Genomic DNA, 25,896 nt, shown 5'->3' with positions numbered 1-25,896 from the left:
GATCATGCAAAACGCTTTTTTTACTCTTGGATCCACTCCCATGCTTCATTCATTTCATCTAGTTTAAAATACTTTACTTCAATATCTGGCAATAGAAGTTTCATTTCAACCAGTTGTTCTTCTCCATGACTTGAGCTAATCACTGCAAATTTATGAAAATGATTCCATGCTTCTTTGTGTAGCCTGATGCTTTCCTCAAGACCATGAAACGAAGCACCTTTTTCTTCACTTATAATGGCATAAATATTAAATTGGCCTTTGTCTACGTATTTATCTTGAATGATTTTATCAATTTTCATTGCATCTTCATGTGTTACTGCACCTTCAAATTCAATAGCAATGGTTTCAACGTCCTTACTTGGTACGATTGATAGCATTTTTAGTCCCCCTCAGTATATAAGTCTATTCTTACTTTTATTATTCCCCATTTTAAGCACAACAAACAGCTACACGTAGACTGTTTTCGGGCGTATACCGATATATTGCATAATATATTTTGTCGTAAGCGAGTATTACTGTATAATAGGAGTAATCTAGCAATAGAAAAGGAGAGCTCGCAATGCCTATTCCAGTGAACTACACGAAGCCTGTCCGTGTCTCAGCCAAAGAAAGTGCCTACCTTCAATTGCAACAATGGATTATTGATGGCACGCTACAACCTGAAGAAAAACTAATCGATACGGATTTGGCACAAGCATTGAGCTTAAGCAGAACCCCTATCCGTGAAGCTTTGCAATTATTAGAAGTGCAAGGATTCGTCGAAATGTTTCCTGGTAAAGCTACACGTGTTACGAATATAAAAAAAGGTGACCTTAAAGATTTACTTCCGCCTCTTGCCGTTTTGCAGGCCTTATCAGCAGAACTAGCCATCCCTAATCTTGATCAAGACACATTTACTTTATTAGAAGAAATAAACCAACGCTTTCTTGAAGCCATTGAAAGCCAGGATGGTTTTTCCGCTCTGAAAATTGATCAGGAATTTCATCAAATCATTGTCGATGCCGCCAATAATCCTTATATCCACTCGATACTCAGCAGTCTTCAATCACATGTAAGAAGACAATTTTTCCATCACTCGTTAATGTTGACGAAAAGCTCTTACGATGAACATGTCGAAATTATCCAAACTTTAAAAGAGAAAAATCCAGAAAAAGTGACCCAACTGATGAAAATAAACTGGGCTCGAACAATAGATGAACTTACTACAGAAAAAAGTATATAAGCATTATAAAAAGCTGTATCAAAAGCGCAATTGCTTTTGATACAGCTTTTATGTTGAAGCGAACCCGATTTTCGGACCCGCCTTTACTTTTACATTATGAATTTTGCTGAGCTGCTTGAACTTTTACATTCTTTTTGCTGCGAGCAATCATCGTCGTAATGGCAATAACAATAATCGCTGGCAAGAGCCATCCAAGTCCATTGTTATAAAGCGGTAATGTTGCCGAGTAAAAATCAATTACTGACTGAAGCCATACCGGGTTTTCGACACCTAACAAAGAAGTCAATGTTTTAAATCCGTCAATGATACTGATAAAGAAAGTAACGACAATAGTCGATACATACACCAATTGAGCGTGTTTAAATAATGGAGACACGAACGCTAATATGATCAATACAATAGCTAACGGATATAGGAACATTAATACTGGAATCGAATACGTAATAATATTGGAAAGTCCTGCATTGGTTACAACCAATGAAAAGACAGAGAAAATTATAACATACATTTTATAGCTAACTTTCGGCGTCAATTTGTGGAAAAACTCAGCGTTAGCTACCGTTAAACCAATTGCCGTTGTCAAACAAGCAAGAATGATGATAACAGCGAGCAAGGTTGCACCGAACGTTCCGAAGTAATAATTCGAAGCACCGCTCAACACAGGTCCACCGGTTTCCATCACACCTAAAACGGCTGTACTTGTTGAACCTAAATAAGCAATTCCTGTGTAAACAATGGCTAATAATGCTGATGCAACAATACCACTTTTCATGGTCGCCATTAGGACACCTTTAGGCGAAGTTACGCCCATTTTACGAACAGCTGAAATAACAATGATCCCGAAAACAAGTGAAGCGAGTGCATCCATTGTGTTATAACCTTCTGTAAATCCTGTAAAGAAAGCCCCATTCGTGTAAACGGGCTGCGGTGCTTCTTGATTGCCCATTGGTTTAACAAAAGCTGCGACCAATAACACACCTAACGTTACTAAAATAGCTGGTGAAAGAATCTTACCGATACTATCCACTATTTTCGTTGGGTTTAAAGAAACCAAAAGTGAAATCCCAAAAAAGATTAGAGAGAAAATAAGCAAACCGATTATTGCATTGCCGTCACCAATAAATGGTGCAATCCCGACTTCATAAGATACAGCACCAGTTCTTGGCAAAGCGAAAAATGGCCCAATTGTTAAATACAACATCGCCGTGAAAACCAGTCCATAAACCGGATGCACACGACTCGATAAATCTTGCAAATCGTTACTTTTCGAATAACCAATTGCTAAGATCCCAAGTAAAGGTAGACCGACACCCGTAATTAGGAAGCCAAAAATGGCAATCCAGACATTCGTTCCTGCGTATTGTCCTAGCTGTGCAGGAAAAATTAAGTTACCTGCTCCAAAGAACAGCGCAAACAACATCATTCCTACTACTGCATATGACTTAAACGATAATTTACTATCCACTGCTAATTCCTCCTAAAATGATAACGCTAAAAATACGTTCTTTATATATTCCAATATAATACATTTCCTTTTGAAAAAGTTTGCGATATATTGCATAAAGTAATAATACAGCATGTTATTCGAAATGCAAGCCTTCCGATAGACATTTTTTTAAAATTTCTTGCTATTTTATTAATTCATATTGAAGCGAAAGTTATCTCGATATACTACATATACTTTTATATGCATAAAAATCAGAAAAATTACTGATTTTCCCAGCAGTGTTTCGAGCCATCACATAGATTGGCTGTTAGAAAGTTAAAATGTTATTTATACGGTATTCATTTATGTATTCGCTCTATTTTCCTATTAAATTTTAACGTAATTTTTATTTTTTTATTCGAGTATTCCTACTAATTTCTTAACTAGCTGTAAAAGAAGCTCAACTGTTCTCGCTTTTCAAGCAGAATGCTGTAAAATAATTTATTACGGAAAGAATTGGTAGTCACCTCACTCTATCCGAAAGGCGGCGTATCTTATGAAATATATTTATACTTCACTCCATATTCTTGTCATTGTTGGATTTTATCTAATTGGTGAACAATTGCAGGATTTCTTCAATATTCCTTTACCTGGAAGTATTATTGGTTTTCTTTTGCTGTTTGTCGCTCTTATGCTAAAAATTTATCGCTTGGAATGGATTGAATCAGGCGCTCATTTCATCTTAGCTTTTTTGCCGCTTTATTTTATCCCCGCTACCGTCGGTGTTATTGAGTACGGCGAGCTATTTTCGGGAAAAGGGATATTGCTAATTCCGATTGTCATAGTTAGTACCTTTCTCTCAATGGCTTCAGCTGGTTGGGTCAGTCAATATGCTGCAAAACGGAAGGAGCGATCCGATTAATGGCATTTAACTTACTCGCTGCTTTTTTCGCCATTTTAACTGTAGCTACTTATTTTCTTACAAATATAGTTTATTTACGCTATCGCAAAACCTTATTAAACCCTGTACTTGCTTCCACTGCCATTCTTGCCATCATTTTAGTAGCCGCTAATGTCTCTTACGAAACCTATATGACAGGCGGTAGTTGGATTGGCACATTGCTCGGTCCGGCAGTTGTCGCGTTAGCAATTCCCCTCTATAAACAAAGAGATTTGCTTTTCACAAATTTGATCCCTGTTATTTCAGGCATTGTTGCAGGGGTAACGGTGGGTATGGTTAGTGGCGTCTTATTTACTCAATTATTTCGTTTTTCAGAACAACTCATTTTGACAGTTTTGCCAAAATCATTAACAACACCAGTCGCTATGCAAGTGGCCAGCAATTTAGGAGGCATTCCTTCTTTAGCTGCGGTTTTTGTTATGGTAGCCGGTTTCACGGGGTATATTCTTGGTCCTTCTTTATTAACTTGGTTGCATATTGATTCGGCGATTGGTCGAGGCATTGGTCTTGGCACTTCGGCTCACGGCATGGGCACGGCAAAAGCGTTTGAATACGGACAACAAGAAGCCTCCATGAGCTCTGTTGCCATGACATTAAGCGCTGTACTCGGTGCCTTGCTTGGACCAATTGTTGCATGGCTATTATTGCTATAACAGACAAAACCCTTTTTTCCATTTTCACATGGAAAAAAGGGTTTTTTTCACCTTCCAATATCTCTACGATTAAAGCCAATCATGCCGACTATTATTAAAATAATGGCTAACGTAACCATAATTGATGCACTCCAATAGTTCATTTCTTCAATCGGGAACTTAGCGATATAGCCAAATGGCGTTAGTTTTTCCACCCAGTCTTCAAATTGGAACAAGCTTCCCATATAGACGATGAAAAATGCCAAAGCTAAATATAGCCATACCAGACCTGTCCATTTAGAAGCCCACCCAAACAATAATACCGCTATCCCTATCATAGTAAGGATTGCCGGAAAGTAAACCATTGCCGCACTATAGTATATGCCAAGCGACAGATTTTCCTCCATTACTATATTTCCCATCACACCCAAACCAACAGACGATAAGGTCAACATAACAAATCCTGTCAAAATCGACATAGTTAAGTAACTGCCCATAAGTCGGTTTCTAGAAACCGCCCGACTTATAAGATGTTCGAGTCGGTCGTTTTTTTCTTCTGTTTTCACTTTTAAAATCGACATTAATACGGGGATCGTAGATAAAATAGCGATGATCGACATAAGCAATGGGATAAATTGTTCGGTTAACGAAAATCCTTCTACTAAAATAACCATTTGCTGCATCAGGTCGATTTGATCAAAATAGGTTTCTAGTTCTCCAAAAAGCGAACCATATATAACGCCAACAACTAACAGGCCAATTCCCCAAACGATCAGACCGGTTCGTTGAAGCCGAAAAACCAAACCGAACGAACTGAGAAGCGTTTTTGAAGCTTTTTCTTTTCCTGATCGTGAAGGGATAAAACCTGAACCTAAATCTCTAATTGAATTGAGGTATAAAGCTAACCCCATTAATAGCAATGCTACCAATACGGTCAATAAAATTGGCCACCAATAATTATTGACATAGACTTCTGTTCGTAAAACCCAGCTAAGTGGTGAAAACCATGACAATGTTTCATTTCTCAAGTCACCTATTACACGGATGATATAAGCTGCTAACAAAACGGTAAACGCTAACCCTAATGTACTTCTAGCATTTGAAGACAATTGAGCAGAAATAGCAGCCACCCCTGCAAAAATCAGTCCACTTGCGCCTAAAGCTGAACCGTATAGGAGCGATCCTTCAAGCCCCATTCCTTCTATTCCTAGAACCGTTAATGAAAATCCAAGCAATAACGCCAACAAGATATTCACACCCGTTAACACGACTAAAACGGATAGCAAATTAGACAGCCTTCCTACCGGTAAAGAACGAACCATTTCGATGCGGCCATCTTCTTCATCTGTCCGTGTATGGCGGATTATCAACAAGATATTCATTAAGCCAACCACAATCGCAGTCATCAACAGCATTTCGTGAGCCGTTATCGCCCCAATCGGATAATTTTTGAGACCATAGCCATAGCCTGGACCAAGCATGGCAATCACGGCAGGATTTTGCATGGTCTCAGCTATAGCCAGTCTTTCTGCATTGGTTTGATATAGTCCCGCAAAGGCTATCGCCACAATCACCGAAATCGAGATAAACGATACAAGCCAAATTGGTAATCGCAGACGATCCCGCCGTAGAATAAATCGGATCAATGTTCTTGTACCTTCAAAGAGGTGCCGATTCATTAAGCTTCACCCCCTGCTCCTATTCCTGTGGTTTTATCACTGACTTCGTAATGACGCATAAATAATTGTTCCAATGTCGGCGGTGAGCTTTCGATGCGGACAATTCCAAACTGACTAATATAACTAATTACATAAGCCACTTCTCCGCTATCTACTTGGAAAGACATCGCATTTCCTCTTGGTTGAATGCCGCTGACTCCTCTTATTCCAGCCAAATCCAAAATCGGCTCTTTCGTCTCTACCAACAAAATCGTTCCCGTCAAATGACGAAGATCTTTTAATGTCCCTGTTTCAATAATTTTTCCTTCGCGAATAATCGCCACTTTGTCGCAAAGCTTTTCGACTTCAGACAAAATATGGCTAGATAATAAAATACTTTTGCCCTGCTTTTTCTCTTCAATGATGTATTCTTGAAAGGTTCGTTCCATCAAAGGATCGAGACCAGAAGTTGGTTCGTCTAATATATACAAATCGACATCCGATGACAGCGCTGCAATCAATGCCACTTTTTGACGATTCCCTTTGGAATACGTTCGGCATTTCTTGCTCGGATCCAAATCAAATTTCTGAATTAATTCTTCTCGACGGTGAGAAGAATTGCCACCGCGCAATTTAACCAACAAATCAATAACTTCGCCACCTGTTAAATTTGGCCACAAGCTAACTTCGCCTGGCACGTATGCTACACGCTTATGAATTTCCACTGCATCTTTCCATGAATCTTTGCCAAAAATTTCAGCCCGTCCTTCTGTCGCTTTTAAAATACCAAGAAGAACACGCAAAGTTGTCGATTTCCCTGAGCCATTGGGTCCGATAAATCCATACACTTCGCCTTCGTCTACTTCTATATTCACTTTATCCAACGCTGCAAAATCACCAAATTTTTTCGTCAAATCGACCGTTCTTAAAACTGTCATGATTCTTCCTCCTTACCGGTGTAAAAGCTTTTCTTGTGAATATCAAGATATTCGTAAACCTTACCCAATATGATTCCAAACCCAACGCGGTCATTTTTTTCACGGACTTGTTCTATTTTAGAATACAACCCTCGACCAACTCGGTCAACAATACAGACTTAATTATCTGATTTTTCAGCCTATTAATAAAATGTTAGTTTTTATTGATAAATTAGTAGTGAACATGTTGTCTCCGCTCTTCAATAATGCTATGTTTTATAAGCTATAAAAACTATAGGAGGAATTACCGTTGAAAAAATTATTTTGGAGTAAAAAATTGTCCATAGTTGCCGGTCTTGCGATCTTATCGCTTTTGAGCGCTTGTGGAAATGAAGAAGATACAGCTACAGAAGAAGAAAAATCAGCTTGGGATGAAATCCAAGAAGAAGGCAGCTTAACTGTTGCCACATCAGGTACATTATTTCCTACATCTTACCGTTCTGAAGGCTCTGATGAGTTAACGGGATTTGAAGTAGAAGTTGTCCGTGAAATTGGAGAGCGCCTTGAACTAGAAATTGAGTTCACAGAACTTGGTTTTGATGAAATGTTAACTTCTGTTCAAACAGGACAAGTTGATCTTGCATCTAACGACATCGAAATCACAGGAGACCGCGAAGAAAACTTCATCTTCTCAACGCCATTTAAATACTCTTACGGAACAGCCATTGTTCGTTCAGGAGATTTGTCAGGAATTGAAACGCTAGAAGATTTAGAAGGCAAAAAAGCTGCAGGTGCTTCAACTTCTGTTTATATGCAAATGGCTCGTGAATACGGCGCTGAAGAAGTAGTTTACGACAACGCAACAAACGAAACTTACTTGCGCGATGTTGCAATCGGGCGTACAGACGTCATTTTAAATGACTATTACCTACAAACTTTAGCGCTAGCTGCATTTCCAGAGCTAGAAATCACCATCCACCCAGACTTGAAATACAGCCCTTCTGAAGTTGGCGTTGTCATGAACAAAGACAACTCAGAACTTGCTGACAACGTAAACCGTGTGATTGAAGAAATGCTTGAAGACGGCACAATTGCTGAAATCTCTGCTGAATTCTTTAACGGCGCCGATGTAACTCAAAAAGTGAATATTGAAGAATAATATACAAAAGCTGCTCATCATTTGAGCAGCTTTTTTTGATGTAAACCGGTCATTTTTCCCACTTATTGGATATACTGTCCGAATAATGAGCAATACTGTCCATATCACTCGAAATACTGTCCGAATGAGATTAAATACTGTCCAAATGATAGGAAATACTGTCCAAACAGGATTTGCGCCTTTCTAATCTATCCTGTACACCTAGCTAACTCGTATACTAGAATGAATAAGTAAGAATTATCTGGATATGGAGGGATGTTGATGAAAGCTTCTTTTTCGCCGCTGGGTGACCAGGCGATTGCGGTTGAACTTGGCAATAAAATCGATGAAGAAACTGAAAAACAAGTACGGAAACTTTCTGTCCTTCTAGAAAGTCGACAACCAGAATGGTTGATTGAAGTAATTCCGGCTTTTATTACCGTATCCGTTTTTTACGATCCGTGTGTAGCAACATACGCTGTTGTGAAAACGGAAATTGAAGAACTTTTAGAACAATTAGGTGAAGATCTCCTCATCCAATCAAGAACCATTGAAATTCCCGTCTGTTACGGTGGTGAATTCGGACCCGATTTGGAATTTGTCGCACAACATAACAACTTAACACCACGCGAAGTGATCGATATTCATACATCTGGAGATTATTCCGTTCATATGATTGGCTTTGCTCCAGGCTTCCCATTTATCGGGGGCATGTCTGAAAAAATTGCAGCGCCTCGCCGCGATTCGCCGCGCCTTCGTATTCCAGAGCGCACAGTCGGCATTGCTGGCAATCAAACCGGTGCTTATCCAATTGAAACTCCTGGCGGTTGGCAGCTGATTGGAAGAACTCCAATTCGACTGTTCCGACCTGAAGATGCTATTCCGAGCTTGCTCCGTGCAGGAGACAAAATTATTTTCAAGGAAATTTCAGAAAGAGCGTATTATGCATGGGAGGAAGAGCCAAATGCTGAAAATACTTAAAGGTGGCTTGCAAACTTCGGTTCAAGACTTAGGCCGTACCGGATTCCAAAAGTATGGTGTCATTGCAAGCGGTGTGATGGACCCCTTCGCGCATCGTTTAGCTAATTTGCTCGTCGGGAACGACGAACGGTTTGCGACGCTTGAAATTTCATTAGTTGGACCCAAAATTCAATTTACCGAGGATACACTCATCGCCTTATGTGGCGGAGATTTAAGCCCTAAAATGGATGGCACCGCTATAAAAACGTGGCGAATGCTCGTCGTGAAAAAAGACAGTACCCTAACGTTTGGTGAGCCTCGTATAGGTGCACGCTGTTATTTGGCAGTTGCTGGTGGGATTAAGGTCGAAGAATTGATGGGCAGCCGCTCTACCTATTTACGTGCTGGAATCGGCGGGTTTCAAGGACGCTCTTTAGCAAAAGGCGATGAAATACATAGTGACGAGATGACTCTTTTACAAGTTAAAGCCTTAAATCGAAACAGCGAAACTGAATTTGATTGGCTTGTCCCGCCCGTTCGCTATTTTGAAGAACCAATTATCCGGATGATTAAAGGAAAGCAATTTGAGCTGTTTAATGATTCTAGTAAAGAACAAATTTTCACGGAAGCTTTTACCGTATCTGGCAACTCTGATCGCATGGGTTACCGGTTAGAAGGTCCAAATCTGTCTTTAGAAAACCCTACTGAATTGATTTCAGAGGCGGTTGCGTTTGGTTCTGTTCAAGTTCCGATTGATGGCAACCCAATTATCTTAATGGCCGACCGCCAAACGACAGGTGGTTATCCGAAAATCGGGCAAGTTGCATCTGTCGACTTACCCCTGATTGCTCAATTAAAACAAGGACAAAGTTTACGCTTCAAGGAAATCTCCTTAGCTGACGCACAACAACGTTTGATCGAACAAGAACAACACATTCGTGAAATAAAAGCCTCAATTCAATTAAAACAGGAGGAATGGAAATGACGTATAAAGTAGATTTAAACTGCGACATGGGAGAAAGTTTTGGTGCTTATAAAATGGGCAACGATGAAGAAATTCTCGATTACGTAACGTCTGCGAACATCGCTTGTGGCTTTCATGCAGGCGACCCAACAACGATGCGAAAAACGGTCAAATTAGCGCTCGAGAAAAATGTTGGCATTGGTGCACATCCAGGACTTCAAGACTTAGTCGGCTTTGGGCGTCGTAACTTAGCATTGTCTCCTCAAGAAGCTTATGACTTGGTCGTTTATCAAATTGGTGCGTTGTCAGGTTTTGTTAAAGCAGAAGGCGGACAATTGCAACACGTGAAAGCGCATGGTGCTTTATACAATATGGCTGTAAAAGATGCCGCGTTGTCAGAAGCAATTGCAGAAGCGGTTTATAAAATTGACCCAGAGCTTGTGCTGTTTGGACTGTCTGGCAGTGAGATTGTGACAGCTGGAAAGAAAATCGGACTGCGCACAGCCAATGAAGTATTCTCAGATCGCACATATCAACAAGATGGCTCGTTAACGCCAAGAACACAAAACAATGCCTTAATCACAGATTCCAAAATCGCTATCAACCAAGTTATTCGGATGGTGAAAGAACATAAAGTCGCGACTGTCAATCAAACAGATGCTTCGCTACAAGCAGACACCATTTGCATTCACGGTGACGGGATCCACGCTCTAGATTTTGCCATTCAAATTTCAAAGTCATTAAAAGAGACGGATATCGACATCGTAAAAGTAAGTGAATTTGTTTAATACCTAATTAGGAGGAGTTTGATGAAGAGTAAACCGAAAATGAAAAACACGAACCGCAGCGTCTTACTTGGCGCTGCTTTCCTAATGGCTACGTCAGCGATTGGGCCCGGCTTTTTAACACAAACAACGGTTTTCACAGAGACCTTACTGGCTTCTTTCGGCTTTGTTATTTTAATTTCGATTATTATTGATATCGGTGCGCAAACAAATATTTGGCGCATCATCGCCGTTTCGGGTAAACGAGCTCAAGACATTGCCAATGATGTTTTACCCGGTCTCGGTTATTTCCTTTCTTTACTCGTTGTGATGGGCGGTCTTGCCTTTAATATTGGGAACATCGGCGGTGCTGGACTCGGTACAAACGTCTTGTTTGGAATCGATCCAAAAACCGGGGCTATTTTAAGTGGTGTGCTCGCCATCGGAATTTTTGTTGTAAAAGAAGCAGGGCGTGCGATGGACCGTTTTGCACAAATTCTTGGTTTCGTCATGATCGCCTTAACGGTGTACGTCATGATTACCGCTCAACCACCTGTTGGTGAAGCAATTGCAAAAACATTTATACCTGATAACATCGACATCTTTGCCATTGTCACTTTAGTCGGTGGTACAGTCGGTGGTTACATCACCTTTGCGGGTGGTCACCGATTGATTGACGCAGGACTGACCGGCAAAGCCGCATTACCAGAAGTCACGAGAAGCTCGATTTATGCAATCGCGATTGCCTCACTGATGCGTATTATTTTATTTTTAGCGGTATTAGGGGTCGTATCGCAAGGTCTTTCTCTAGATCCAGACAACCCGCCTGCTTCGGTCTTCCAACTTGCTGCTGGTAACATCGGCTATAAAATGTTCGGAATTGTTATGTGGGCTGCAGCTGTAACCTCTGTTGTCGGTGCTGCTTACACATCTGTGTCGTTTATCCGTTCATTTAGCCCAGCTTTAGAGAAATACCACCGTTTGTTGACCATCAGCTTTATCATTATCTCTACAGCCGTTTTTGTTATTATTGGAAAACCTGTATTGATTTTAGTTCTCGTTGGATCGGTCAACGGCTTGATTTTACCGATTGCACTTGGCGTTATGTTGATTGCTGCACACAAAGTTAAAATTGTTGGCGACTACAAACACCCGTTATGGATGACGATTTTCGGTATCGTCATTGTCGTTTCCATGGCATGGATGGGAATTTACACATTGATGAATGGGATACCGGCATTATTTAAATAATATAAATCTACTTAAAACAATAAAACCAGGAAAGCCTAATCGAGGCGTCCCTGGTTTTTTTGTCATGTCTATTAAGTTGAAGAATTTCCTGACTCTACAAGTTCTGTTTTATCCACTTCTTTAGATACGCGTGAATCTTGTAACCAACAAGCCACAGAATGCCCTGTTTCCGACACTGTATCGCGTGGGGTATACGTATGGCATACCGCCATCGTATGCGGACACCTCGCGGCAAATGCACAACCTTCTCCAAGCGTCGCTAAGTTAGGTGGCGAACCGGCAATCGGCATTAACGGCTGACCGCGATCTTCATTTAATTTAGGCATCGAACGTAAAAGTCCGAGTGTATAAGGATGCTTTGGGCTATAGAAAATTTCATCTAATGTTCCTTGCTCGACAATTTTGCCACCGTACATTACAGCCACACGATCTGCCATGTTGGCCACCACACCCAAGTCATGAGTGATTAAAATAATGGCCGTGTCGGTTTTCTTTTGCAGGTCTTTCATCAATTCAAGAATTTGCGCTTGAATCGTGACATCCAAAGCAGTCGTCGGTTCATCCGCAATCAACACTTTCGGGTTACAAGCAAGTGCTAATGCTATTACAACACGTTGCCTCATTCCTCCCGAAAACTGGTGAGGGTAGTTATCGAGCCGGCTTTCTGCTTGTGGAATTCCAACTAGTTTTAACATATCTAACGCGCGTTCACGCGCCTGAGCTTTTGTTAAGCGTTCATGACGCTGTACGCCTTCCATAATCTGTTTCCCGACTTTCATTGTCGGATTTAATGAAGTCATGGGGTCTTGAAACACCATCGAAATTTCCGAACCCCGTAAATCGGTGATTTGGTTTTTCGACATCTTCAATAAACTTTCACCATTATAATGAATATCGCCTTTTGTCACTTCGGTCGTCGCTTTTGGTAACAATTGCATAATGGATTTCGCTGTTACGGATTTACCCGAACCCGACTCTCCAACAATCGCCAGTGTTTCTCCTTTTTTCAACTCAAAGTTCACGCCCCGTACCGCTGTCAGTTTACCGTGTTGAGTTTTAAACGCTACATGCAAATCTTCGACTGTCAAAATGGTATTGGTCATGGTCGGAACTCCTTTATTTTCTCATTTTCGGATCTAATGCATCACGCAGTCCATCGCCAAGCAAATTGAAAGAAATCATGATGATGCTGATCACCAAGGCCGGGAAAATTAACTTATACGGGAAATAACGCATGGATTTGTAGCCATCTTCAATCAGTACGCCGAGAGATGCGAGTGGCGCCTGTAAGCCAAGTCCGATAAAGCTTAAAAACGCTTCAAAGAAAATTGCGGTTGGAATCGTGAACATCACTGTGACAATAATCGGTCCCATGACATTCGGTAAAAGATGTTTAGAAATGAGTCTCGGGTTTGAAGCCCCTAGTGTGCGTGAAGCCAATACAAACTCTTGACCTTTCAACTGCAACACCTGACCGCGCACGACACGCGCCATTCCAACCCACCCGGTAATGACCATCGCTAAAATAATAGATGTAATCCCCGGCTCTAACACTAAAATAAATAAAATGATCACGATCAAGTTCGGAATCCCCATCAAAATTTCGATGATTCGCTGCATCACATTATCTATGCGACCTCCGTAAAAGGAAGAAATACCGCCGTAAATAACGCCAATCACTAAATCGAGTGCAGCTGCCACTAAAGCGATAAACAGCGAAATTTGAGTACCTCTCCAAACGCGTGTCCAAAGATCACGACCAAATTCATCAGTTCCAAACCAATAATTGATCTGAACATCTCGTTCTGCATACTGATCGACGCCTTGTGAGTTCAAGCCATTAAAGCCCACCCACTCTAAGCCCTCAATTTTTGGTGGTAAATTAGAATGTGTTAAATTTTGTTCACGATAAGAAAACTCGTTCATTCCAGGTCCAATTAACGCTAAAACAATTAAGGAAACGAGCAATATTAATGAAATCATCGCTCCTCTATTCTTAATTAGCCGTTGAAACGCTTCTTTCCAAAAAGAGACTGCAGGCGTACCGATTTCTTCACTCTTTCGGTGATCAAGTGGTGCTTTCACAAATAAATCTGATGGAATTTCATCATAAGCATATTGATTTTGAACTTGTAAATCTTGGTGTGGAGGAAGGTTTGGTGTATTTTTAGTCATGCTGCTCCCCCCTTATAATTAATGCGTGGATCCAATAAGCTGTAAATAATATCTACAACAAAGACCACAAAAATAAACAATGCACTATAAAAGATTGTAATTCCCATAATTACGCTATAATCGAGCACCAGAATCGATAACGTGAATTGTTCACCTAGTCCGGGTACCGCAAATATTTTTTCGATAACCAACGTTCCTGTCATAATTGATACCGCTAGTGGCCCTAACATCGTTACAACCGGTATTAACGCATTGCGGATCACGTGCTTAACCATTACTTGATTTTCTTTTAATCCTTTTGCTCTAGCCGTAATAATATAGTCTTGTCCGATTACTTCGAGCATTTCACTGCGGATAAACCTGGCAACAGTTGCTGTGACTGTCACAGACAATGCGATGGATGGTAACAGCGTACTGGAGTAGCCTTCCCATAAAGCCACAGGCAACCAGCCCAATTTAACGCCGACATAATATTGCAGCAACGCCGCAAAGACAAAAGAAGGAATCGACATTCCCAATACGGCCAACGTTACAGAACCATAATCTAAAATAGAGTTATGTTTTAAAGCAGAAACGATTCCTAACAATAGTCCCATGATGGCGCCAATTACTAAAGCTTGCAAGCCGATAAATGCGGATGGCCCAATTCGGCCGCTGATCATGCTTGTAACGGTCCGTCCCTCATGTTGGAACGAATACCCCAAGTCACCTTGAAGCAAGTTCCCAATGTACTGTATGTATTGCATGGCGACCGGCTGATCCAGTCCGTATTTGGCATTTAAAATCGTCAATTGGCTATCAGTTAGCTTTTCAGGATTAGTAAACGGTGTCCCTGGTAAGAGCTGCATTAAGAAAAAAGTTGCTGTGACAATAATGAAAAGCGTAATAAGCATAAAGCCAATTCGCTGTAGTAAATAACGTGTCATGTGAACACCTCAGTTCTATAGGGTGAATTACGCTCGTGTAGTTTATCGTCAGAATGATTTTGCTCTAGGTATTCCGCAAACTAGCTCCGCTTTCCTGCGGGAGTCTCCGCTAGTTTGCTTCATATCCTAAATAGCTTGAGATGCTAAAAAGCGAAAAAATGGGTGATTATTGTTGATTCTAATAAATTCACAATCTCTTAAACTATCAAAAATACGAGGGTGCCCGGTTAACCGGCTACACCCTCGTATCTATAAGCTGCAAACCTGTTTTATTCTTCGATCGTCACCCATTTGTAAGAGAATGATGCGCCTGTTGGGTGCACTAATAGATTTTTAATTTTACTTCTCATCAATACAGCTGTTCCACCTTGGTAAAGAGGTGCGATTGCCGCATCTTCTTCTAACAAGACTTTTTCAATGTCCAACAACATTTGGTAACGTTTCTCAAGATCCGTTTCCGTTCTTGCTGATGCGACCAATTCCTGAATTTTTTCATTTGAATAATCCATACGGTTAGCTGATCCGCCTTCTAACCACATATCCAAGTAAGTCATTGGATCGCTATAATCTGGTCCCCATGAAGATAGAGACAAATCATATTCAATTGCTTTTTCGATTTCTAGACGTTGAGCAAATGGCACCGCTTTTATGTCTAAGTTAAACCCTGGAAGATTGTCTTTCAATTGCGCTTGAATATACTCAGCTACTTTTTTGTGGTCTTCTGAGTCCGCAATGTTGATAGAGACAGTTACATCTGTTACTCCAGTTTCTTTAAGTCCTTGTTCCCACAGTTTTTGTGCTTCTTCAACTGTGCCTGTGTTAAAATCTCCGTTTAAATCACGGAAATCTTCTCCTGCTGGAGATTTAAAGAAGCCTTTTGGAACAACACCGTTTAATGCAGTAGAGCCGTCTTTCAAAATAACTTCTGTCAAACTTTCTTTGTCAATTGCCATATTAACTGCCTTGCGAATGTTTTCGTTTCCTAATACCGGGTGGTTATGGTTAAAGCGAAGGAAAAAGACTTCTGGCTCTAAAATTGTTTCAAAGTTTTCGTCGTCTTTGTTTTGATCAACTGCTTCTGAACTTAATACAATTCGGTCCACTTTGTTTGTTTCATATAAGTTGATACCTGCTGCTGGGTCTTTTACAACGTATGCATTAATAGCGTCTAACTTAACCGTATCTGCATCCCAGTAGTCTTCGTTCTTTTCGTATTTCCAACCTTGGTCATGCGTCCAGTCCACTAATGTGAATGGTCCGTTGAACAAGATATTTTCTGCTTCTAATGCATATTGATCGCCTTGCTCTTCAACAAATTTCTGGTTTTGAGGCAAGAAAGTTGGGAATGTCATTAATGATTGGAACAATGGGTTAGCCGCTTCTAATGTAACTTCCAATGTCTTCTCATCAATTGCTTTTACTCCCAATTCTTCTGCATCCATTTCTTCGTTCATGATTGCTTCAGCATTTTTAATACCTGCTGTGACGAACATAAAACTATATGGACTTGCATCTTTCATCACGCGTTTCCAAGCATACTCAAAATCTTGTGCAGTAACTGGTTCTCCGTTAGTCCAGTTCGAATCGCGCAAAGTAAACGTATGGACAGTTTTGTCCTCGTTTTCTGTATGTTCTGTTACTAAAGCTTCAATTGGTTCATGGTTTTCGTCTTGGCGGTAAAGACCTTCATTGACGTTATTCAATACCGTAAAGGCGATTCCGTCATGTGCTTTTGTAGAATCTAAAGTAGGGATGTCTGCTGTAGTTGAGATGTTTAATACTTGTCCAGCGTCCTCTTCTGAGCCGCCACTTTCTTCATTTGAACTGTCTGAAGAATTAAAGTTACAACCTGCTAAAAATAAAACAAATGCAATCATGACCATGAAAATTTGTGTTTTTCTATCTCTCCACATATTCCTACCCCCAATTATTTTGATAATTCCTATTAATCATAATTGTTATTGTACAATTAGGCAACAAGATGTTTAAATTTTCAAATATATATAATGCATGGTAATCTTTAATTGACACCAGAAAGGAACAATTCACATGAATTTCAAACTTATTTTATTCTTTATTTCGTTAAGCGCTTCGTTCGTTTTATCTTTCTTTCTATATAGGCAATGGACTCTTGCGACTTGGTTTGACGCTTTATTTTTAACTGGACTTTTATTAATTATGATTTATTCGATGATGGTATTGATCGAAGGTCAGTTTTTTACAGCGTTCGTAAAAAGCACTCGAAACTTTTTCGCAAAAACAAATAAAAAAGATCAACTCATTCGAGAAAGTGAAAAACGTTTTTTGGAATCTGTAAGTTTTCGGAAAGAATTTCCTAACCGATCAGCTTTTTTGCAAGTTGGGCTACTCTTTAGTATTGGTAGTTTACTTGTTTCTTCCGCTATCTATTTCTTGAGTTGATTGGATAGATAAAAAGGCACAACCTCCCAAGAGGTTGTGCCTTAAGACTGTAGATAAAGTCTTTTTGTACAATGTAGGAGAATAAAGCCGCGCTGGCCGCTTTGGGGATGACTCCCGCAAAAAGCCAGGAAAAACACCTGTCTTCTTGCTTCGTCTACCCCGTGACGCGCCATCGCTAGCGTCCATACAAATAGGCGTATCTCAGACGATTAAAGTATAGATAGGACAGAAGATCAAGTTCACCTCAATACTCCTTTTGTCTTTAAGCTGGCACAACCTATCAAGAGGATGTGTCCTTGTATTCGTTAAGACCGTCGGGTTAATACCAACTCGATTTGCTCAATTATATTCTGCCAGTAAGGAGAGCTATGCGGTACTAAATCGGTTAAACCAATCTCTTTCTTAAAATCCCGTCTTCCTTTTAGCGTTGACATAAATCCTCTAACTGCCACTCTTTCTTTTTCTCCTACAACTAAAGCAACCAATTCTCTAAAATCCACTTTTGCCATACCGGATACTTCTTCTTTTTGTAACTCAAACGTTTCGTCATGGTTGTCATTTTTGTGATATAAGAAGCAATGGCAGTGCTCATTGTCTAGAAAATCGCCTATTGCTAGTTGGTCTTTAATGGTTCCAAGAGGGATTAGCTCGTTAAAGCTTACTTTTAGTCCAAGCTCTTCACGTACTTCCCGAATGCCGTCTTTAACTGATTCATCAGCTAATAGATGTCCTGCAGCTGTAATATCAAAAAGACCTGGAAAGTCCTTTTTGTTGTCACTGCGTAACTGCAAGTAAATCAGATCCTTATCGTCCTCGCGACCAATCACCCAACAGTGAAAAGTTTCGTGCCAATAGCCTTGCTCATGAATGGTCTGTCGACTAGCTATGCCTTGTGCCACTCTATGTTCATCGTAAATACGTAATTTTTCTGTCTCCATTCTTATTGCCTCATTTTCGATTGTATTAAGTGTATTGATTAAAAAGAGTGTCGTCTGGTGCAACATGTTTGATAAACAACAAATCTTCTTCCGTTACATCCGGCACAAAAAATTCAGTTCCCCAATGCTCTGAAGAGAAAACATGTTGCTCTCCATTACTTAAAAACACGGAAAACCATGCCAGCCTCTTTTCTCGATTCATAGGGCGCGTGATCAAAAATTCGGCGATTTCAACTGTTAGTACACCAGTAAAAATAGTCATGCCTTCTTTTTTAGTGATTTCAAACAGTCCTGGCACATTTGACGTAAACTCTTCAATGGCGACCACTTCTTCATTCCAACAATGAATTTCAAAACTATCGGATTTGGCTATAAAATACTCCATCAGCAAGAGCCAATAATCATAGTTGCCAATAGCCGGTATTCGTTCTTCTCCTCGATCGTCTGCAAACTCTGTCAGTTCAAACTGCAATTGTGTTTTAAGTTCCATACATTGATTCACCTGCCCTTTTCTTTCTGCAGCTTATGGATGCTATTATTCATTGTTTTTTAGTTGTTTATAATAACTCAAAGCCTCAAGTAAAAATTCTTTATCATAATGTGTTTTTTCATGAATTCTTTCTATCCAATCTTCTAACGTCTCAAAAGGTAAATCAAGATACAGCCCTGTATTCGTACTTAAAAAGCTTTGCCAATTGTCAAATTCCCAATGGACGGTTTCACCTTTTCCCTGTAGTCGAACTTCTACTAGCGGCTCCGGACGGATATGATGTTGCGAATATTCGGCTGCTTCCCAAAAGTATTCACGTTCAATGGGTTCTGTCATATAAACTTGACTAGATTTTTTGCCATTCGGTCGAAAATACACAATCTCAAATCCTTTTTCAACCGGCCGTACTTGCACTTCCGCTCCCGGGAAAAAACCCGTCTGTTTATTGCTATCAAACGCTTCACTCGTAAAGTCGATTAAGATCGGTTGAATCCATTGGTCCCCCAAATCACATAAAAATCTCCGACCAGACTGATCTTCAGCTAGTATGGCTGCATGAGCTTGTTCCGTTTTCAAGTGGCTGCCTATTGGATATGCTTTTATCCCGGCCGCATCAAAAGCTGATAGCAACCAAATCGCCAAATCAAAACAATTTCCTGTAATCTTGTACTGATGGTAATGTGCCTGCATTTGTTCCACGCTACGTTGTTTATTTTTGCCTGAGCGCTGGTAGTACCAAGCCTTGGTCAACGTCTCCATTGGAAAGCCATCAAACTGGTGCCATACCGTAAGAATTGCTGCTGGTGCTTCTATCATTTCCACCTTCTTTTTCTTATTCGCTTGGCTATTACTTCTATTTTTTCTTTAGAAATTCCTTCTCGCAAGGAAAACCACTTTCTATCTAATTTTATGAAACAAAAAAGAACAGGCACATGGCCTGCTCTTTTTTGAGGTGGTGAAGTTAATCCTCCAATAAACTTTTACGTTGACGAATTTGATAATAGTTTAGTTGCTTGAATAACTCTGAAGATGCTCCTTGGTTCACAGCAAATTCTACTCCGCATTCCACTACATCTACTCCTGTTGCTTTTCGCACAATGGATCCTTCAAGCAAAAAGTCTTTCTCTAGTAATTCAAAGCTACAACTTACGCTTTCTCCTATTGGGAGGTTTAGAGGAGAAGAAAATACTAGCCCCCCTGCACTTACATCATAAATCTGAATCGGTAAAAAACTACCACCATATACTGAAACTTTCCCACTCAAAGCTTGATTGAAAATAACTCGAAAAAATTCTCGACGATTTTCCGACATTTCGCCCTCTCCATCCTTGCTCACATATATAAGTTAATGAGCAAACCTTTGATTTCTCCAACTAGATCTAAAGTACCGATACCTTCTTTTTCATTATCCAATATCTGGTCTTGAATATCAATTAATTTTTTATCTATTATTTTTACAATTTGTTGCGGTCTAATACTACCACCTGGGGTATGGCTTTGTTCATCTGATAGATGCAGGCCATATTGAACAGATTCGCTTACAAATTGTTTTACGGCTTGTTTGTAACTGATCAAGTTTTCAAAAGTCCGCTGATTTGCTAGCTTCTGCCCTTGTTTGTCTACATGGTCCATTAAGCGGTTTAATGAGTCGTGATGTAATTTTGACTGAGACTTGTTCATAGCGGTTGAGAAAGGCGTATTCGCTTTATTGCTAGTTAGTTGTTTGGAAATTCTCTCATTCTGAATGGCAGTTTGGCTATCAATGCGCAATTACAACACCCCGTTTCCTTTGTAATTGCCCCGCTTCATGCTGTTCATATGAACAATAAGATCTACTTTGCCATAATCAATTTGTAGCACTTTAGCAATTTGCTTAGAAGAAAATCCTTGTTTAGAAAGTTGCATAATTTTGTCTATCTCTATAGAAGTTTCATAGGGCATGGCTTTCTCAAGAAACGTTGAAACATCTCTTTTTTCCAATTGTTTGATCCGTTCTGATAGTTGCATTTCACTACTTTTTATATAAGTAATCAATTTATCGTAAAGTTCATTGTTTTCTTCTTCGAGTTGCGTTACAAAATTGGCCATGCTTTCATAGACTCCATCTGAGCCCTCATCGGTTCTCTTACTTTTGACTGTCAGCATCAACAAGAGATTTAGCAACAACAGAAAAATACTCGCGGCAATTAATAAATATTCCATTGTCATCACTTTGGCCCCCAATCTGTTTTTTACTTTTAATAATTGTCATGTACAGATAAAACTGAAGCGTGTAATCGAAGCATCGCTTTTGAGTGCAACTGAGACACTCTAGAAACGCTAACGTTTAGAATTTCAGCGATTTCAGTTAACTTCATTTCTTCAAAGTAACACAAAGACACTGTAATTTTTTCTTTTTCAGGCAGTCGTTCAATAGCGCGGACCAACGACTCTTTCATCATTTGTTCTGATAAATGTCGTTCTGGTGAATTCACATGGTAATTTACAAGCTTTCCTTGGTCTTCAAAATTCTCATCGTCCATTGATATCATTGTTGATAAAGCCGCTTCAGAAACGGTTTTATTGAGCTCTGCTTTCGTAATTCCTAAATAAGAGCTAACTTCTTCATCAGAAACCGAGGCGCTACTTTGCTGCTCTAATAACAGAAAGGCTTTTTCAATTTTTTTCACTTTGTCTCTAACAGACCTGGGTAACCAGTCACTTTGGCGGAGTCCGTCAATGATGGCTCCTTTAATGCGCCAAGAAGCATAGGTTTCAAATTTCAAGTCTCTCTCAATATTGAATTTGCTGAGAGCATCAAGCAATCCCTCATAAGCATAACTGCGAATGTCATCTTTTTCGACAGTCTTGGGCAAACTGATCATGAATCGTTGAATCACGTAATCGACCAAAGGAAGATACTGTTCAACTAAGTATTCACCGGCATCTGGGTCACGGTGTTGTTGCCAGTCACTCCAACAGACGAGCTCTTCTTTTGATAATTTATGATTCAGCATGATTTTCACCACCATTTCCAAGCGGTAAAGCCGCTCTTATTTAAATAACATTTTCATGATAAACCCCTTAAGCCCCAATTTATAAGGCATCCGAAGTTGCAGGAATTCACCGGTCATTTGGCGGATTGCTATTGCCGACTCACTAGATGGGTAGGCTAGCATGAGCGGTTGCTGCTTTTTCACTGCTTCTGGAATGTGGGAATCGTTAGGAATAGATCCTAAGGTTCCAATTTCTTTCCCTAAAAATTGCTCAGCTGCTTGCTTGAAATTGGCAGCTGTTTGCTGTCCTTCTTTCAAACTAACGCATTGATTTACCACTAGCTTCATGTGAACATTGGGATCTTTTCCATGGACCATTTTAACAATCGAATAAGCATCGGTAATCGAGGTTGGCTCAGGGGTTGTTACTAAAATCACATCATCCGCAGCCAAAATATATCGAAGGTTCTCATAAGACAACCCTGCACCTGTATCCAATATGATGTAATCAACCTGACCTTGAAGCGTCCCTAATTCTTGGAAAAACTTTTTAAGTTTCAAGTCGTCCATTCGAAACAACTCATTAAAGCCGTTCCCGCCTGAAATAAACAGCAAGCCATTAGGTCCTTCTTCAATGATGTCGTAAACCGTTAAATCTTTTTCAATCATTGAAGCAATAGTTTCCCGTGGCATCTGTCCGAGCAACACATCAATGTTGGCAAAGCCAAGATCAACGTCAAAAATCAGTACTTTTTTATTTTGTTCTACTAGACTTAAACCAAAGTTTAACGCGAAATTGGTTTTTCCCACTCCGCCTTTACCACTCGTAACAGCTAATACTCTCGTTTTTTTAATGGGTTTCAATTCAAGCAATCCAGACTTCTTTTTCAGCATTTTTTCTCTTAACTGGCTCACTTGGTCAAGCATGATTTTCTTCCCCCATGACAAAATCCGCTACCAATTCAGGAGTGAGTGCCAATAAATCATCTGGCACATTTTGTCCATTCGCAATATAACGGATTGGAATATCGTAATGACAAATCAAGTTCAATATGGCTCCCGAAGAGCCCGTTTCGTCTTTTTTAGTTAGTAGCAACTCATTCGTAGAAATCGATTGGAAATTATCTATAATCTTTTTCATGTCTTCATACTTAGCGGTAAGGCTGAGCACTAAGTGCACTTGCACATTGCTATCAGCCGGCAATAGATTCTTTAACTCTTCTACATACTCCGTTTGTTGATAATTGCGTCCTGCAGTATCAATTAAAATAATGTCGCAATCCTGGAAATCCTCAATTGCTTTTGTTAAATCCGCTGACGATTCAATCACCTGGACCGGAATATTCAAAATGCCACCGTAGGTTTTCAGTTGCTCAACTGCCGCGATACGATACGTATCCGCCGTTATTAATCCAACTTTTTTATCGCTATTTAATGTGTGACTCGCTGCAATTTTAGCGATTGTTGTCGTTTTCCCTACACCCGTAGGCCCAATAAAACACGTAATTCTTGGGTTTTCGGTGGTAGGTTGCGTTTGGTTTTCCGCTATCATGCTCATTAGCTTTTCGCGAGCTACTTGCCACGTATTCTCTGTAGCAGGCGCTGTCTCTGACTCGTCTCTCGTCATTAACTTTTCAATTAATTTTTCTTGAACATCAGCTGAAACTTCTTGTTGCGTCAATCGCTCTTTCACTACTTGCAACTCTTTTGGAAGGCTTTCTTGTTTGATTTGGTGCACCATAAACTGCTTAATGTTCTTTAGTTCGTTGATCAAGTCAGCCGAGGTATCTTGTTGCACGTCTAAATCTGTAGGTGGTTCTGCTTCTACTTCTTCAACCTGCTTGCGTTTTTTTGCTGCTCCTGGATCGATAGCAGCCGTAACTTCTAGCTTGTTTTTTTTGAAAAGTCCTAGAAATCCACCCGTTTTGATCTTTTTCGTATTTAGTATTAACGCGTCTTCACCTAAATCCCGTTTGATCATTGGAATTGCTTCAGCCATTGTGCTAACGATATATGTTTTTAATCTCATGAGATGTTCACCACTCCAACACTTTGAATTTCGATTTCCGGTTCTAATTCATTATAGGACAAGATTGGCAGGTCCGGTGCAAAACGCTCAACAAATTGTCTCATGTATATGCGAATTGCAGGAGACGTCAGTAAAATTGGCTGGACGCCGTTTTGCTGAAGCTGTGCTGCTTGTTCTGTGATTCTCTGAAATATCGTCTGGGAAGATTCCGGATCAATGGACAAGAAATTACCTTGCTCTGTCCGGTGCACCGAGTCAGCGAATTTCTTTTCTAGGCTTGCTCCTGCTGTAATGACTTGCAGCGGTTCTTTCGGTGTTGCGTATTGTAAGGTGATTTGGCGGGATAGGGCTTGGCGAACATACTCGGTCAACAAATCAGGATCTTTTGTTTGCGAGGAATAATCGGCTAGTGTTTCCAAAATCGCTAATAAATTGCGAATCGATACTTTTTCTTTTAATAACTTCATGAGTACTTTTTGCACTTCACCAATGGTCATCAAGTTGGGCACTAATTCTTCGACTACCGCTGGGGCTGTTTCGCGCATATTTTCAATAAGGGATTTCACTTCTTGTCTGCCGATTAATTCATGAGCATGACGTTTGATCACTTCGGTTAAATGAGTGGACACAACAGACGGTGGATCAACAATAGCGTAACCCGCCATTTCCGCTTCTTCTTTCATGTCTTCATCAACCCATAACGCGGGCATGCCAAAGGCCGGTTCAACGGTTTCAATGCCTTCTACTGCTTCGTCGTCAACACCTGGGCTCATAGCCAAATAATGATCCAGCATAATTTCACCTGATGCTACCCGGTTGCCTTTAATTTTAATAATGTATTCATTTGGTTGCAGTTGGATATTGTCACGAATGCGAATAACTGGAACAACAATCCCAAGCTCCATCGCACATTGGCGACGAATCATGATGACGCGGTCGAGTAAATCGCCACCTTGATTTTTATCAGCAATTGGGATGAGGCCGTATCCAAATTCAAACTCAATGGCATCGACATGCAGTAAGTCGATAACACTTTCTGGACTTTTCATTCCCTCTATTTCTTTTTCATCTTTGCTTATTTCAACTTCCTGCTTTTCTTCAGATTTCAATGCTTTCTGCATCTGGAAAGCACCGTAAGCGATAACGCCTGCAATCGGACCGACTAGCATTGGACTGATGGGCGTAAATACGGCAAACATCACTAAAGTACCAGCAACAATATAGAGCATTTTTGGATAAGCAAAAAGTTGTCTCGTAATATCTGACCCTAAATTACCGTCTGATACTGCACGTGTCACAACAATACCCATCGCTGTTGAAATCAAGAGAGCTGGAATTTGTGAAACCAATCCATCTCCAATAGATAACAGTGTAAACAACTGAGCAGCTTCTGCGAACGGCAAACCATGGACCATGACACCAATTAATAGACCACCAATAATATTGATGATGGTAATAATGATACCGGCAATGGCATCTCCTTTAACAAATTTACTAGCACCGTCCATAGCCCCGTAGAAGTCTGCTTCTGAGCTAACTTTTTCACGGCGGTTTTTAGCTTCTTGATCTGAAATCATACCAGCGCCAAGGTCAGCATCAATACTCATTTGCTTACCAGGCATCGAATCGAGTGTGAATCGTGCAGCAACTTCGGCTACTCGCTCAGACCCTTTTGTGATGACAAGAAACTGGATAATAACCAAAATCAAGAAAACTAGAATCCCGATAATAGCACTACCACCGACTACAAAAGAACCGAATGTCTCGATTACTTGTCCACCGGTTTGATTGGTTAAAATTGAACGCGTCGTTGATACGTTTAATCCTAATCGGAACAACGTTGTTAACAATAGTAAAGTAGGGAAAATAGAAAATTGCAGTGGTTCTTTTGTATTCATTGCCACCAATAGAATGGTTAAGGCAAGACTGATATTGATCATGATTAATACATCTAACAAGAGCGGCGGAAGAGGGATGACCATCATCACCACAATCATGATAACGGCTACCATGATGGCATAATCTCTGAATTTCACGCGGGTCCCCTCC

The 25,896-nt window shown here is 40.3% G+C and carries 27 protein-coding genes; 9 read left to right on the top strand and 18 right to left on the bottom strand.

The genetic code is table 11. The features are described from left to right. Positions 1 to 20 precede the first annotated feature (20 nt). Positions 21 to 377, bottom strand: coding sequence for an STAS/SEC14 domain-containing protein (locus MLE13_RS15175; RefSeq protein ID WP_240750559.1), 357 nt, complete (start codon positions 375 to 377; stop codon positions 21 to 23). 182 nt (positions 378 to 559) lie between these two features. On the opposite strand from MLE13_RS15175, the gene MLE13_RS15170 reads away from it, so the two are divergent. Continuing rightward, entirely contained in the window at positions 560 to 1,222 is a 663-nt protein-coding gene (locus tag MLE13_RS15170) for a GntR family transcriptional regulator (RefSeq protein WP_008431812.1), read from the top strand. A 94-nt stretch (positions 1,223 to 1,316) separates the two neighbouring features. Here MLE13_RS15170 and brnQ read toward each other — a convergent pair whose 3' ends face one another. Further along, positions 1,317 to 2,687, bottom strand: a complete 1,371-nt coding sequence (brnQ, locus tag MLE13_RS15165; RefSeq protein ID WP_240750557.1) for a branched-chain amino acid transport system II carrier protein — start codon at positions 2,685 to 2,687, stop codon at positions 1,317 to 1,319. 517 nt (positions 2,688 to 3,204) lie between these two features. Here brnQ and MLE13_RS15160 point away from each other — a divergent pair. Then, positions 3,205 to 3,570: a CidA/LrgA family protein gene (locus MLE13_RS15160; protein WP_240750555.1), complete on the top strand. Its 366-nt coding sequence runs from the start codon at positions 3,205 to 3,207 to the stop codon at positions 3,568 to 3,570. Then, the gene (locus MLE13_RS15155) at positions 3,570 to 4,262 is read left to right on the top strand and encodes an LrgB family protein (RefSeq protein ID WP_240750553.1); all 693 of its coding nucleotides are present in this window, start codon (positions 3,570 to 3,572) and stop codon (positions 4,260 to 4,262) included. The genes MLE13_RS15160 and MLE13_RS15155 overlap by 1 nt, the downstream gene beginning before the upstream one ends. Before the next feature lie 47 nt (positions 4,263 to 4,309). Here MLE13_RS15155 and MLE13_RS15150 read toward each other — a convergent pair whose 3' ends face one another. Next, positions 4,310 to 5,920, bottom strand: a complete 1,611-nt coding sequence (locus MLE13_RS15150) for an ABC transporter permease (protein WP_240750551.1) — start codon at positions 5,918 to 5,920, stop codon at positions 4,310 to 4,312. Continuing rightward, positions 5,920 to 6,837 carry an ABC transporter ATP-binding protein gene (locus MLE13_RS15145; protein WP_240750549.1) on the bottom strand — a complete coding sequence of 306 codons (918 nt, stop codon included), beginning with the start codon at positions 6,835 to 6,837 and terminating at the stop codon, positions 5,920 to 5,922. Before MLE13_RS15145 ends, MLE13_RS15150 begins: the two co-directional genes overlap by 1 nt. A 289-nt stretch (positions 6,838 to 7,126) precedes the next feature. Between MLE13_RS15145 and MLE13_RS15140 the strand changes: the two genes are divergently transcribed. The 5 genes from MLE13_RS15140 to MLE13_RS15120 all read left to right on the top strand — a co-directional run bounded on the left by MLE13_RS15140 (position 7,127) and on the right by MLE13_RS15120 (position 11,893). Continuing rightward, on the top strand, positions 7,127 to 7,975 hold the full coding sequence (locus tag MLE13_RS15140; protein ID WP_240750547.1) for a transporter substrate-binding domain-containing protein: 849 nt from the start codon (positions 7,127 to 7,129) through the stop codon (positions 7,973 to 7,975). 261 nt (positions 7,976 to 8,236) lie between these two features. Further along, entirely contained in the window at positions 8,237 to 8,935 is a 699-nt protein-coding gene (gene pxpB, locus MLE13_RS15135) for a 5-oxoprolinase subunit PxpB (protein WP_240750546.1), read from the top strand. After that, positions 8,919 to 9,899: a biotin-dependent carboxyltransferase family protein gene (locus MLE13_RS15130; protein ID WP_240750545.1), complete on the top strand. Its 981-nt coding sequence runs from the start codon at positions 8,919 to 8,921 to the stop codon at positions 9,897 to 9,899. The genes pxpB and MLE13_RS15130 overlap by 17 nt, the downstream gene beginning before the upstream one ends. Then, positions 9,896 to 10,666 (top strand): LamB/YcsF family protein, encoded by a 771-nt coding sequence (locus MLE13_RS15125; RefSeq protein ID WP_240750544.1) that lies wholly within the window; start codon positions 9,896 to 9,898, stop codon positions 10,664 to 10,666. Before MLE13_RS15130 ends, MLE13_RS15125 begins: the two co-directional genes overlap by 4 nt. Positions 10,667 to 10,687: 21 nt before the next feature. Beyond that, positions 10,688 to 11,893 carry an NRAMP family divalent metal transporter gene (locus MLE13_RS15120; RefSeq protein ID WP_240750542.1) on the top strand — a complete coding sequence of 402 codons (1,206 nt, stop codon included), beginning with the start codon at positions 10,688 to 10,690 and terminating at the stop codon, positions 11,891 to 11,893. Positions 11,894 to 11,964: 71 nt separating this feature from the next. Here the strand turns inward: MLE13_RS15120 and MLE13_RS15115 are convergent, their stop codons facing one another. The 4 genes from MLE13_RS15115 to MLE13_RS15100 all read right to left on the bottom strand — a co-directional run bounded on the left by MLE13_RS15115 (position 11,965) and on the right by MLE13_RS15100 (position 16,907). Next, positions 11,965 to 12,996: an ABC transporter ATP-binding protein gene (locus MLE13_RS15115; protein WP_240750540.1), complete on the bottom strand. Its 1,032-nt coding sequence runs from the start codon at positions 12,994 to 12,996 to the stop codon at positions 11,965 to 11,967. 13 nt (positions 12,997 to 13,009) lie between these two features. Further along, a complete protein-coding gene (gene opp3C, locus MLE13_RS15110; protein ID WP_240750538.1) occupies positions 13,010 to 14,068 on the bottom strand; it encodes an oligopeptide ABC transporter permease in 1,059 nt (352 codons plus the stop codon). Beyond that, positions 14,065 to 14,994, bottom strand: a complete 930-nt coding sequence (locus MLE13_RS15105) for an ABC transporter permease (protein WP_240750536.1) — start codon at positions 14,992 to 14,994, stop codon at positions 14,065 to 14,067. Before MLE13_RS15105 ends, opp3C begins: the two co-directional genes overlap by 4 nt. 269 nt (positions 14,995 to 15,263) lie before the next feature. Further along, positions 15,264 to 16,907 carry a peptide ABC transporter substrate-binding protein gene (locus tag MLE13_RS15100; protein WP_240750534.1) on the bottom strand — a complete coding sequence of 548 codons (1,644 nt, stop codon included), beginning with the start codon at positions 16,905 to 16,907 and terminating at the stop codon, positions 15,264 to 15,266. Between the two features lie 136 nt (positions 16,908 to 17,043). On the opposite strand from MLE13_RS15100, the gene MLE13_RS15095 reads away from it, so the two are divergent. Next, the gene (locus MLE13_RS15095; protein ID WP_240750532.1) at positions 17,044 to 17,415 is read left to right on the top strand and encodes a DUF3899 domain-containing protein; all 372 of its coding nucleotides are present in this window, start codon (positions 17,044 to 17,046) and stop codon (positions 17,413 to 17,415) included. A gap of 305 nt (positions 17,416 to 17,720) precedes the next feature. Here MLE13_RS15095 and MLE13_RS15090 read toward each other — a convergent pair whose 3' ends face one another. The 10 genes from MLE13_RS15090 to flhA form a co-directional block, all read right to left on the bottom strand. Continuing rightward, entirely contained in the window at positions 17,721 to 18,353 is a 633-nt protein-coding gene (locus tag MLE13_RS15090; protein WP_240750530.1) for an NUDIX hydrolase, read from the bottom strand. A 25-nt stretch (positions 18,354 to 18,378) separates the two neighbouring features. Further along, the gene (locus MLE13_RS15085) at positions 18,379 to 18,843 is read right to left on the bottom strand and encodes a hypothetical protein (protein ID WP_240750528.1); all 465 of its coding nucleotides are present in this window, start codon (positions 18,841 to 18,843) and stop codon (positions 18,379 to 18,381) included. Between the two features lie 45 nt (positions 18,844 to 18,888). After that, complete coding sequence (locus MLE13_RS15080; protein ID WP_240750527.1) at positions 18,889 to 19,659, bottom strand: hypothetical protein; 771 nt, start codon at positions 19,657 to 19,659, stop codon at positions 18,889 to 18,891. Positions 19,660 to 19,804: 145 nt separating this feature from the next. Next, positions 19,805 to 20,155: a PilZ domain-containing protein gene (locus MLE13_RS15075; protein ID WP_240750526.1), complete on the bottom strand. Its 351-nt coding sequence runs from the start codon at positions 20,153 to 20,155 to the stop codon at positions 19,805 to 19,807. Between the two features lie 20 nt (positions 20,156 to 20,175). Further along, on the bottom strand, positions 20,176 to 20,613 hold the full coding sequence (locus tag MLE13_RS15070; RefSeq protein WP_240750524.1) for a YaaR family protein: 438 nt from the start codon (positions 20,611 to 20,613) through the stop codon (positions 20,176 to 20,178). Next, positions 20,614 to 21,051 carry a DUF6115 domain-containing protein gene (locus MLE13_RS15065; RefSeq protein ID WP_240750522.1) on the bottom strand — a complete coding sequence of 146 codons (438 nt, stop codon included), beginning with the start codon at positions 21,049 to 21,051 and terminating at the stop codon, positions 20,614 to 20,616. It abuts the gene before it with no gap. Positions 21,052 to 21,080: 29 nt separating this feature from the next. Continuing rightward, positions 21,081 to 21,839 (bottom strand): FliA/WhiG family RNA polymerase sigma factor, encoded by a 759-nt coding sequence (locus tag MLE13_RS15060; RefSeq protein WP_240750521.1) that lies wholly within the window; start codon positions 21,837 to 21,839, stop codon positions 21,081 to 21,083. A gap of 36 nt (positions 21,840 to 21,875) precedes the next feature. Continuing rightward, on the bottom strand, positions 21,876 to 22,745 hold the full coding sequence (locus MLE13_RS15055) for a MinD/ParA family protein (protein ID WP_240750520.1): 870 nt from the start codon (positions 22,743 to 22,745) through the stop codon (positions 21,876 to 21,878). Further along, on the bottom strand, positions 22,738 to 23,847 hold the full coding sequence (flhF, locus tag MLE13_RS15050; protein WP_240750519.1) for a flagellar biosynthesis protein FlhF: 1,110 nt from the start codon (positions 23,845 to 23,847) through the stop codon (positions 22,738 to 22,740). The genes MLE13_RS15055 and flhF overlap by 8 nt, the downstream gene beginning before the upstream one ends. Then, on the bottom strand, positions 23,844 to 25,883 hold the full coding sequence (gene flhA / locus MLE13_RS15045) for a flagellar biosynthesis protein FlhA (protein ID WP_240750518.1): 2,040 nt from the start codon (positions 25,881 to 25,883) through the stop codon (positions 23,844 to 23,846). The genes flhF and flhA overlap by 4 nt, the downstream gene beginning before the upstream one ends. Positions 25,884 to 25,896: the final 13 nt, after the last annotated feature.

This window comes from Planococcus halocryophilus (assembly GCF_022489025.1).
Taxonomy (GTDB): Bacteria; Bacillota; Bacilli; order Bacillales_A; family Planococcaceae; genus Planococcus; species Planococcus halocryophilus_A.
This window is presented reverse-complemented; position numbering and strand designations above follow the sequence as displayed.